General features: G+C 70.8%; 11 protein-coding genes and 2 pseudogenes. 7 read left to right on the top strand and 6 right to left on the bottom strand.

All coding sequences use genetic code 11. The annotated features are described in order from the left end of the window. The 4 genes from EAO75_RS37135 to EAO75_RS37120 form a co-directional block, all read right to left on the bottom strand. A partial coding sequence (locus tag EAO75_RS37135; protein ID WP_148000505.1) for a hypothetical protein occupies positions 1-908 on the bottom strand: 908 nt, incomplete at its 3' end. Between the two features lie 65 nt (positions 909-973). Continuing rightward, positions 974-1,726: a hypothetical protein gene (locus EAO75_RS48755; RefSeq protein WP_410092624.1), complete on the bottom strand. Its 753-nt coding sequence runs from the start codon at positions 1,724-1,726 to the stop codon at positions 974-976. Next, positions 1,723-2,004: a PadR family transcriptional regulator gene (locus tag EAO75_RS37125; protein WP_261989577.1), complete on the bottom strand. Its 282-nt coding sequence runs from the start codon at positions 2,002-2,004 to the stop codon at positions 1,723-1,725. The genes EAO75_RS48755 and EAO75_RS37125 overlap by 4 nt, the downstream gene beginning before the upstream one ends. Before the next feature lie 94 nt (positions 2,005-2,098). Next, on the bottom strand, positions 2,099-3,571 hold the full coding sequence (locus EAO75_RS37120; RefSeq protein WP_147999517.1) for a glycoside hydrolase: 1,473 nt from the start codon (positions 3,569-3,571) through the stop codon (positions 2,099-2,101). Between the two features lie 383 nt (positions 3,572-3,954). On the opposite strand from EAO75_RS37120, the gene EAO75_RS37115 reads away from it, so the two are divergent. Next, on the top strand, positions 3,955-4,740 hold the full coding sequence (locus EAO75_RS37115) for a class E sortase (protein WP_147999516.1): 786 nt from the start codon (positions 3,955-3,957) through the stop codon (positions 4,738-4,740). A gap of 23 nt (positions 4,741-4,763) precedes the next feature. Here the strand turns inward: EAO75_RS37115 and EAO75_RS37110 are convergent, their stop codons facing one another. Continuing rightward, complete coding sequence (locus tag EAO75_RS37110) at positions 4,764-6,170, bottom strand: MFS transporter (RefSeq protein WP_147999515.1); 1,407 nt, start codon at positions 6,168-6,170, stop codon at positions 4,764-4,766. A 69-nt stretch (positions 6,171-6,239) separates the two neighbouring features. Here EAO75_RS37110 and EAO75_RS37105 point away from each other — a divergent pair, with 69 nt between their 5' ends. The 6 genes and pseudogenes from EAO75_RS37105 to EAO75_RS37085 form a co-directional block, all read left to right on the top strand. Continuing rightward, positions 6,240-6,767 (top strand): winged helix-turn-helix transcriptional regulator, encoded by a 528-nt coding sequence (locus EAO75_RS37105; RefSeq protein ID WP_147999514.1) that lies wholly within the window; start codon positions 6,240-6,242, stop codon positions 6,765-6,767. A gap of 68 nt (positions 6,768-6,835) precedes the next feature. After that, a complete protein-coding gene (locus tag EAO75_RS37100; protein ID WP_147999513.1) occupies positions 6,836-7,147 on the top strand; it encodes a DUF6412 domain-containing protein in 312 nt (103 codons plus the stop codon). Positions 7,148-7,258: 111 nt separating this feature from the next. Next, positions 7,259-7,972, top strand: a complete 714-nt coding sequence (locus EAO75_RS37095) for a YidC/Oxa1 family membrane protein insertase (RefSeq protein WP_147999512.1) — start codon at positions 7,259-7,261, stop codon at positions 7,970-7,972. Between the two features lie 137 nt (positions 7,973-8,109). Continuing rightward, positions 8,110-8,289: pseudogene (locus EAO75_RS48750) on the top strand (2-hydroxyhepta-2,4-diene-1,7-dioate isomerase); the annotation flags it as partial. After that, positions 8,281-8,652, top strand: a complete 372-nt coding sequence (locus EAO75_RS48745) for a fumarylacetoacetate hydrolase family protein (RefSeq protein ID WP_410092838.1) — start codon at positions 8,281-8,283, stop codon at positions 8,650-8,652. The pseudogene EAO75_RS48750 and the gene EAO75_RS48745, both read left to right, overlap by 9 nt. Continuing rightward, a pseudogene (locus tag EAO75_RS37085) lies at positions 8,589-9,266 on the top strand (fumarylacetoacetate hydrolase family protein); the annotation flags it as partial. The gene EAO75_RS48745 and the pseudogene EAO75_RS37085, both read left to right, overlap by 64 nt. Here EAO75_RS37085 and EAO75_RS37080 read toward each other — a convergent pair. Then, on the bottom strand, positions 9,253-10,164 hold the full coding sequence (locus tag EAO75_RS37080) for a DUF4344 domain-containing metallopeptidase (RefSeq protein WP_147999511.1): 912 nt from the start codon (positions 10,162-10,164) through the stop codon (positions 9,253-9,255). The pseudogene EAO75_RS37085 and the gene EAO75_RS37080 sit on opposite strands and share 14 nt — an antisense overlap. Between the last annotated feature and the right edge of the window lie 49 nt (positions 10,165-10,213).

Raw genomic sequence — 10,213 nt, 5'->3', positions numbered from 1 at the left:
GTCGCATACTGCGGCAGCAGGGTCGTGTCGTTCGGGGACGAGCCCTCCGAGGCGGCGAAGGCCTCGTACGACGGGACCGTGCCCGTCACGATGCCCAAGTTGGGGGTGCCGGAGGACGACAGTTCCCTGAGCGAGCCCTCTATCGTCGCCAGGTGCCCCTCGTGGGAGGGGTACTCCGAGGTCAGCGTCGGGTACGCCGTCAGCAGTTCCGTGAGTTCGGGGGCCGTCCAGTGGAGTATCGCCACCGGGAACGGGCGGGACAGGGCCTCCCGGTACGCGCCCAGTTCCGCCCGTAGCCGCGAGATCTCCGCCTCCAGTTCCGCCGGGTTGTCCGAGCCCAGGGACCAGACGCGCTTGGGGTCGTGGAGCTCGTCCAGGGAGATCGGCATGGAGTGGAGGGTGTCGGCCAGGGCGTCCCACTCGTCGTGGGCCACGCCCAGCATCCGCCGGACCCTGTGGCGGCCGAAGAGCAGGGGGTGGGTGGAGTACGGCGGCTCCGGTACGTCCGTCAGCAGGAGCCGTGCCCCCTCCGTGAACGTCTCCTGCGCTGCCTCCAGCTCGTCATGCGACTCCAGGGCCTCCGCGACGATCACCCACGGCGCCGCGTCCCGCGGGGACGCCGCCCGGACGCCGTCGATGATCGCGCGGGCCTCCGCCTCATGGCCGTACTCCCACAGATTCGACGCTTTCAGGGCCCGTACGAGGTGGGGGTCCTCCAGTGGCGTCGGGGACGACAGCAGACGGTCGTAGAGTGCGGTCGCGGCGGGGCGGTCGCCGGCCAGTTCGAGGTGGGCCGCGGCCTGCAACAGCAGGGCCTCGGCGTCCTCCGGGTAGAGGCCGGCGGTCCGCTCCAGGCGTGCCGCTTCGGCGGTGTGGTCGACGTTCTCGGCAGGCGTGTCGGGGCGCATGAGGGACACCGTACTGCCGTGCGGTGACAAAAGGAGAGGTACCCGCAGGCCAGCGCCGCCGGGGGCTATCGGTCCTCGGTGTTCCCACGCGCCGATGCGAGTTCGATGCCCCTCAGGCGCCGCAGCCAGCCGATCAGGAGGCGCAGAGCGATGCCGCATCCCGCGCACCAGCCCCAGCCCTCGGTGAGGAGGGTGTGCAGGCCGTCCTCATGCTGGATGTAGACGACCTGGGTACCTACGGCAGCCGTGATGAGTCCGTTCGCTCGTGACTCCGTCAACAGCAGCCAGTCGACCGGCAGCCACAGGGGGGCGACCAGGTCTCGCAGGCGCATGCGCAGGGCTGCCCAGAGGAAGCCGAGGGCATAGAGCATCCTGCGGTGGGGGGACAGGACGATTCCGTTGCCAGGGTCGCCGGCCAGGATCGCGGCCCACTCCTCGCGGAGGTGGGCCCTGCGCTGTCCGGCCACGAAGGAGGCGAAGTCCATGGTCCGGTGGGCTGCCCTGCCCGGCGGGTGTGCCCGGTCCCTGGCGGAGGCCGTCTGAGGTTCCTCCTCCGACACCCCGGCGCGGTTTCGCAATGCGGTGATCAAGAGACCGGTGGCGGCGAACAAGATCGAGACTGCCGTGACCCCGCCGAAAAGCCAGCCGCCGGCGAGCATGTACTGGGCGAACTCGGACTGGGCGTCGAGCACCTTCATCCCATAGCCGACAAGCAGGAAAATCGCCGCTGCCGTACCAGCCAGCACAGGTGCCAGCACAGCGATAACAGCCGAAAAATCGGCGCGAGGGCTTTCTTCGTGTTGCCGTTCGTCGCTCACGCCGTGCCCCCCTCGGGACCCAACCGCACGCCAAAGAACCGAGGCTTGCGCTCCTTGGCCTCGCGGGCCGCCTGCTGACCGGTAGCCGTGAGTTCGTAGTAGTACCGCTTGGGCCTGCCCGGGTGCTTGCCCGTCTCCTCGTACCGGGTGACCCAGCCCGCGTCGACCAGTCGCTCGAGGATGGGGTACACGGTCCCGGAGCCGAGGTCGGCCTCCTCGCAGATCATCAGGCCCCACGCGGGATCGTCGGGGGTGGACGCCAGCAACACCTTGATCACCTCAAGTGTTGGGCGCGTAAGGCGAATTGATGCCATATCACGAGTGAAGCATCGCATCGAGCATATGTCGAGTACGACATTCGTGGGCGGACATCTAGATCACCACCCCATCAACCTGCAACGTCTGCACCGACTGCCCCGCGAACGGCACCGCCACCGACTTCCCGCTCAGCGTCGTGTTCGAGTACGACCGGTATTGGTCCCCGCCCGTCGTCACCGTGTTCCAGCGCGGGACCACGCCGCCCGAGCCGCCCGTAACCGTCGTGAATCGCGACAGGTCGAAGGTGAAGGTCTGGGCCGAGGTGGAGGTGTTCGCCGCGACGATCACCAGGCGGCGGGCCGACGCGTCGTAGGCCGCCGCCGCGTAGCTCACGCCCGTGTCGAGGATCCTCATCCCCGGGCGGATGTGGCGGCTGAACTGGGCCATTACGTAGTACTTGGTTTGGACTGTCGTGGGCTGCAGTGTGTTCGCGTCGTACGCGATCAGTGCCCAGCCCGCCGTCGGGTCCATGACCTGCCAGTAGCACCAGGCCGTCGGGTGCAGCCAGCGGAAGTCGTAGCAGAGGTTGGAGGCCAGGGTGAGGCCGGTGCCGTCGCCGTCGCCCGTCTCCGAGTTCCACAGCTTCTTGCCGGACGTCGTCACCACGTCCGTGTAGAGGAGGTCGCGGCGGCCGCCCGAGCCCTGGTAGCCGTGCACGTTCACCTGGTTCACCAGGGCCTTGGTGGAGGAGCTGAAGGACGACCAGGTCGAGCGGGCCGTGTCGTAGTTCGTCTCGTCGGAGGCCGAGATGCGGATGCCTGACAAGCCCCGCTTGTCCAACTCGCTGCGCATGTACGGCAGTACGGCCGCCTGGACCGCCGGGTCCATGTGGCAGCCCTCCTGGGTGCCGGTCGCCGTCCACCAGCTCGACGCCGGTTCGTTGAAGGGGTCGACCGTCGCGAAGTTCACGCCCCAGTTGTTCTTCGCGTACAGGGCCGTCGCCGCCAGGTGGGAGGCGTGCTGGCGGTAGTTCCAGGTCTGGAGGTTGTTGCCGCCGGCCGCGGCGCCGGACGGGTTGTGGTTGGAACACATCCACCACATGGGGGAGTTGGCGAAGAGTTCCGTGGTCGCGCCGCGCGCCGTCGCCTTCTGCAGCATCGCCCGCTGGGTCGCGTCCGCCGTCCACTTCCAGGCTGAGGAGGTGGGGTCCTCGTTGTTCCAGTCCTGCCAGAAGCCCTCGATCTGCTTGAAGGCGGGGATGTTCGGCGACTCGGCCATCGATTCGCCGTTCACCGTGTTCCAGCTGCACCCGCCGAGGTTGTAGCGCGCGATGTTGAGGCCGAGGCCGGGGAGCGTCGTGCCGTTGTAGGTCACCGACTTGGTGGTGAAGAAGAGGTCGGCGAAGTCGTCCCGGGCGCCGAAGACGTTGGCCCACCAGGCCAGTGAGGTGCCCCAGCCCTCCCAAGTGCCGTACGAGGTGCCGGGGTTGACGGCGATGGTCGCGTCCGCGTGTGCGGTGCCCGTCGCCAGGGCGCCGCCGAGGAATGCGCCGCCTGTCGCCGCCAGCAGAGTTCTGCGTCGGATCATGACTTCTCCGCTTCGCTCAACGGCCGGTGTCGGCGGTGTCGTCGTCGAACCGGCTCCGTGGCCTGTCCCGTTGATGCCGACACGAAGCATCGGGTGTGACGCGTGGGGTTGTCGAGGGTTCTGACAGCCCTTTCTCAAACCTGTGGAGGAAGGGGGAGGGGACGGGCACGGGGGCCGGATGCGCGGAGGCGCCGGATGCGGGGAGGGCGGATGAGCGGAGGCGCCGGATGCGGGGAGGCGGATGCGACGTCTCCAGACCCATGCACGCCCGGCACGGACCATGCACGCCCGGCACGGACCATGCGCGCACGGGTCTGGAGACCTCGCGCCCCGGCACCTATCGTGCGGGCGGCCCGGCGGGACAAGCGCGAGGAGGCTCACGGATGGAGCGGGTTCGCGTCGTGCGGCACAGCGGGCTGCGGCGGCGTGCCCTGTGGCGGCGCGTGCTGTGGAGTGGCGGCGAGGCGCTCGTCACCGTCGGGGTGGTGCTTCTGCTGCTGGTAGTCCACCAGATGTGGTGGACCAACCGGGAGGCGCGGGAGGGCGCCGCGCGGGAGGTCCGGGCGCTGGAGCGGGCCTGGGACGGCGTGGGCGGCGACTCCGGTACGGCCGTGGCGGCGCCGTCGGCCACGGCCGAACCCGCCCCCGCGGACACCGGGTCGCCCGAGCGCGCGGCCGGCACCCGGCGCCGGTCCGCGGCGCGGCCCGCACCCGACTGGTCCCAGGCCTACGCCATCCTCACCATCCCCCGCCTCCACCTGCGCGTCCCCGTCGCCGAGGGCGTCAGCAAGAGCGGCGTCCTCAACAAGGGCTACGTCGGCCACTACCCCGGTACCGGGCAGCCGGGCCAGGCGGGCAACTTCGCCCTCGCCGGGCACCGCAACACCCACGGCGAGCCCTTCCGGTACATCAACCGGCTGAAGCCGAGGGACACGGTCCGGGTCGAGACGCGGAGCGCGACGTACACGTACGCCGTCGACCGGATCCTGCCGCAGACCGCCGCCCATGACGGGAGCGTCATCCAGCCCGTCCCGCGCTCCACCGTCAGGCCGGGCCACGGCTACACGGAGCCCGGCTACTACCTCACGCTCACCACCTGCACGCCGGAGTACACGTCGAAGTACCGGCTGGTGGTGTGGGGCAAGCTCGTCTCGATGCGGCCGCGTTGAGTACGCGGGCACGAGGCCGCCCGTCAGGCCGCCCGCTCTCGTAGCGCCACCACGCCCGCCGCCGCCAGCAGTGCCAGCCCCGCCGAGACCACCATCACGATGTCCGCGCCGTGGGCCAGTCCGCCACCGGAGGACGTGGCGAGGGCGATGGTCAGGGCCACGCCGGCGCAGGAGCCGATGTAGCGGAAGGTCTGCTGGGCGCCGGAGCCCATCGCGGCGCGCTGGGCCGGTACGGACTCCACCGAGAGCAGGGGCAGCGCGGCGTTGAGCAGGCCGCTGCCGACGCCGGCGATCAGCAGGCCGGGCAGCAGCCGGGGCCAGGAGCCCGCGTCGAGCGCGCCCAGCATCGCCAGGGCGCCGCCCGCGTGCAGGACGAAGCCGAGGGCGAGTTGGAGTCGGGGTGAGATCCGGCCCGACAGTCTGCGGGCCTGGAGGGCCACCGCGAAGGACAGGCCGGACCAGAGCAGGAACAGCCAGGCCGTGTCCATCGCGGACAGGCCGAGCGTCTGCTGGAGCAGGGCCGGCAGGAAGCTGAACAGGCCGATCACCGCGAGTCCGGTGAACAGGCCGCCGGCGGACGACGCGAGGAAGCGGGAGCGGCGGAGCAGGGACAGGTCGATCATCGGTGTCGCCGTACGGCGTTCCACCGCGACGAAGAGGCCCAGCAGCGCCACGGCCGCCAGGAGCAGCAGGCCCACGGGTGCCCGCAGCCAGCCGTCCCGGCCCAGGGTGAGCGCCGCCACCAGGGAGACCAGGGCCAGCCCGAAGGTCACCGCGCCGGCGAGATCGGGGCGGCCGCCGCGGGGCGCGCGCGACTCCGACAGTCTGCGCGCGGACAGGGCCGCCACGATCAGCGCGGCGCCGCCCAGGACGCCGTACGCCAGGCGCCAGTTCGGTATCGCGCCGGTGACGACCGGGCCCAGCGCGATGCCGCCGCTGACGAAGGCGCCCCATACGCCGGTCGCGTGCAGCCGGCCGCGCGGGTCGGGGAAGGCGTGGACGATCAGGCCGAGGCTGCTGGCGAGGAGCGCCGCGCTCGCCGCGCCCTGGGTGATGCGGGCCAGCGTGAAGAGCCAGGTGGTGGTCGTCAGGGCGCCGAGGGCCGTGGTGATGCCCAGGGCGAAGGTGCCGGCGACGAAGATCCGGCGGCGGCCGTAGTCGTCGGCGAGGCTGCCGGCCACCAGAAGGAGGGCGGCGAGGCCGAGCGGGGTGCCGTTGAGCAGCCACGCCTGGGCGGAGAGCGGGGTGTGCAGGGCGGCGGCGGTCTGGGGGAGCGTGACCATCGGCGCCGTGTACGTCATGAGGGCGACGGCGGTGGCGGCGCTGGTCAGGGCGAGGGTGGCGCGCCGGTTCGGAGCGGGCTCGGCGGGGGACGGCACGGCCGCCGCGGTGGCGACCTCGGGGAGAGTTCGTTCATTGAACCTTGGCATGCGCCCCACCGTAACATCCTAGGTTCATTCATTGAACCAAGAAGGTGAAAAGGGGTTACAGTGGTCGGCATGGCATTGGGGAAGGACTACGCGACCCAGCAGTGCTCGATCGCCCGGGCGCTGGAGATCGTCGGTGAGCGCTGGACGCTGCTCGTCATCCGCGACGCCCTGTACGGCGTCCGTCGCTACAACGACTTCCTCGTCCACCTCGGCATCCCGCGCGCCGTCCTGGCCGCCCGCCTCCAGTCGCTCGCCGCCGAGGGGATCCTCGAAAAGCGCCGGTACCAGCAGTCGCCGCCGCGCGACGAGTACGTCATCACCGAGCGCGGCATCGCCCTGTGGCCCACCCTGCGCTCGCTCGGCCTGTGGGGGCGCGAGCAACTCGGCGAGGCCCGGCTGCGCTACTTCCTGCACGCCCAGTGCGGTACGGAGCTCGGGCCGTACGGCGAGTGCCCGGCCTGCGCAACCGTCGTACCGGTCGAGGACGTCCTCATGACGCCGGGACCCGGACTCGACCCGGACCCGGCGGACCCGGTCAGCCGGGCACTGTTGGGCCCCAAGCGGCTGTTGCAGCCCATCGAGACCGAGCCGGCGTGACGGATCCTGTATAACGAACGTCAGGACGAGTGTCGTACGGACCGCACACGCGAGGGGAGGGGCCGCCGATGATCCGCAGCTGGGCCAATCCGCGTCCCGCCGCCGCGCTGGTGCTGCTCTTCCTGGAGATCGTGCTGCTCGACACCGGCAGCCTCTCCGCGACCGTCGCGCTCGCCGCGACCGCCGCCGCCGGTTCCGCGTTCGCCGTGTGCTCCCTGCTCGCCTCGCGTGCCGCGCCCGCCGTGGCGCCGACGCGCGTGCGTACGGCCATCCGCGACCGGGCCCGCCGTACGGCCTTCCTGCCCCAGCGCGACCCCGACGCCTCGGGCCGGCCACGGCCCAGGGCACCCGGGCACGCCCTCCCGGCGACCGTCGCGTAGGGCACGCACCGACACATCCGAGACGTGTGACCCCACGCGGGTCGTCATGCCGCCATGCCGATTCCCGGCATCTCCTCATCCGGCACGACGAGACCCCCGGAGGGCTCACCCATGTCCGTATTCGCCGACCTTGTTCAGCGGCTGGCCGATCTGCTCGACCCGCTGTTCGGCGCCGGCGCGGCCGCCGCCGCGATCATCCTGTTCACCGCGTTCGTACGGCTGCTCGTGCATCCCCTGTCCCGGGCCGCCGCACGCGGGCAGAAGGCGCGGGCCGGGCTGCAGCCGAAGATCGCCGAGCTGCGCAAGAAGCATGCGAAGAACCCGGAGCGGCTCCAGCAGGCCGTGATGGAGCTGCACACCAAGGAGAAGGTGTCGCCGCTGTCCGGGTGCCTGCCCAGCCTGTTCCAGCTGCCCGCCTTCTTCCTCCTCTACCACCTGTTCTCGAACACGACGATCGGCGGCAAGGCGAACGAACTGCTCTCGCACCAGCTGTTCGCCGCGCCCCTCGGGGACCGGTGGGCGGACGCGCTCGGCGGCGGCGGGGCGTTCGGCGGCGCGGGGCTCGTCTACGTCGGGCTGTTCGTGGTCGTCGCCTGTGTCGCCGCGTTCAATTTCCGCCGAACGAAGCTGATGATGGCCGCGAATCCGGCGGTGCCGGTCGCCGACGGTGAGTCGGTGCCGGGGATGGGGGCCATGACCAAGGTCATGCCGTTCATGTCCTTCTTCACGCTGGTCACCGTGGCCGTCGTCCCGCTGGCCGCCGCCCTGTACGTGGTGACCAGCACGACCTGGAGCGCAGTGGAGCGGGCCGCGCTGTACCGGTGAGACCGGTGATGCCGAGGTCCCTACGGTCCAGTACGTGAACCAGGTATTGCGGACTGGCCGTGGACCTTGGAGGATCGACCGGTCCTCCGATGGCTGCACCCGTCGGCGGGCGCCCGCGATCGAGGGAGATTGTGATCATGAAGCTGCTGCGAGTCGGTACGGCGGGAGCGGAGCGGCCCGCGCTGCTCGACGCCGAGGGGACCCTGCGGGACCTCTCGGGTGTCGTGCCGGACATCGACGGGCCGCTGCTCGCCGACGACGCCGCACTCGGCCGGATCCGGGCTGCCGCGGACGCCGGTGAGCTGCCCGTGCTGGATGCGACCGGCCTGCGCGTGGGGCCGCCGCTCGCCCGCATCGGCAAGGTCGTGTGCATCGGGCTGAACTACCACGACCACGCCCGCGAGACCGGCGCCGAGCCGCCCGCCGAGCCGGTCATCTTCTTCAAGGCCGCGGACACGGTCGTCGGCCCGAACGACACGGTGCTCGTCCCCCGCAAGTCGACGAAGACCGACTGGGAGGTCGAACTCGCGGTCGTCATCGGACGCACGGCCCGCTATCTGGACTCGGCCGAGGAGGCACTCGCGCATGTCGCCGGGTACGCGGTCGCGCACGACATGCGACCGGCCTGCGCGTGGGGCCGCCGCTCGCCCGCATCGGCAAGGTCGTGTGCATCGGGCTGAACTACCACGACCACGCCCGCGAGACCGGCGCCGAGCCGCCCGCCGAGCCGGTCATCTTCTTCAAGGCCGCGGACACGGTCGTCGGCCCGAACGACACGGTGCTCGTCCCCCGCAAGTCGACGAAGACCGACTGGGAGGTCGAACTCGCGGTCGTCATCGGACGCACGGCCCGCTATCTGGACTCGGCCGAGGAGGCACTCGCGCATGTCGCCGGGTACGCGGTCGCGCACGACGTCTCCGAGCGGGAGTTCCAGATCGAGCGGGGCGGGACCTGGGACAAGGGCAAGAACTGCGAGACGTTCAACCCGCTGGGCCCCTGGCTGGTGACGGCGGACGAGGTGGCCGATCCGCAGAACCTGTCCCTGAAGCTGTGGGTCAACGGCGAGCTGAAGCAGGACGGCACCACCGCCGATCAGATCTTCCCGGTCGCCGAAGTCGTGCGCTACGTCAGCCAGTTCATGACCCTGTACCCCGGTGACGTCATCAACACCGGTACGCCGGCGGGGGTCGCCCTCGGCCAGCCCGAGCCGAAGCCGTATCTGCGGGCCGGGGACGTGGTGGAGCTGGAGATCGAGGGGCTGGGGCGGCAGCGGCAGGAGCTCAAGGACTCGTAGACGTTCCGGTCTTGAGGTAGGGCCCGAGCAGGGTCGTCCACGACTCGGCGAGCTGCTTGAACTCGTCGGGACACCGCGCGGCGCGGGCCGCGGGCAGCGGAGCTTCAGGGTTGTCCTCGCTCTGCACGACGCCCTGGTAGGCGGTGGGATCGGAGCCGTACAGCCAGCAGATGGCGTTGTAGTACCGCTGAGCGCTCAGTGCGTGTTCGTCGGCGAGCTCATCCAGGGTGACGCCCTGCTCGGCCGCTGCCCAGGCGGCTTCCCATGCCTGGATGGCGCTGGCCGCGTACTCCTGGTGCAGGGTGTCGAGCGACAGCAGCAGGGCGGCGAGTTGGTCGGCCGCGTCCTCCTCCTTGCCGGTGACGGGGAGTTTGTAGAGGTCGATGAGCGCGTGGCCGAGCTCATGGAGGACGACGCTGTTGGAGAAGCCGATGAGGTCGTCGTCGGTGGCCCGGGTCTGCTGAGCCTGGGTGCCGCTGGTGTTCTGCTGCTGGAAGAGGCCGCGGTACACGCCGAGATACCCGTAGCAGAGGGTGATGCTCTGCTGCTCCTTGTCCCACCACGCGTTGGGCTCTTCGCAGCTCTCCGCGTTCACGGCCACGTCCTGGGGCAGGGCGATGAGGGAGTTCGCGTACGCGGCCACGCTTTCCATGACCTCGTTCTGCTGAAGGAGGTTCTGCTCCGTCGAATCCTGCTGTGTGGCCGCCTGGAGATAGCCCGGGACGAGCACTCCCGTGCCCGTCGCCTCGGGACTGGTCTGCCGCGGGGCGGGCTGGTGCGCGGCGGGGACGGCCCGCGCCCGACCGGCCGCCGGATCGGGGCCGGTCGCACAACTGGTCGTGGATACGGTGACTGCGAGCACGGTCAGCGCGGCAGCCACCCAGCTCTTGCGTGGCATCTGTACGGCTTTCCGCCCGGAGGAACCGGCGGGGCCGACATCTCGTCGC

Source organism: Streptomyces sp. UW30 (assembly GCF_008042075.1).
Classification (GTDB): Bacteria; Actinomycetota; Actinomycetes; order Streptomycetales; family Streptomycetaceae; genus Streptomyces.
This window is presented reverse-complemented; position numbering and strand designations above follow the sequence as displayed.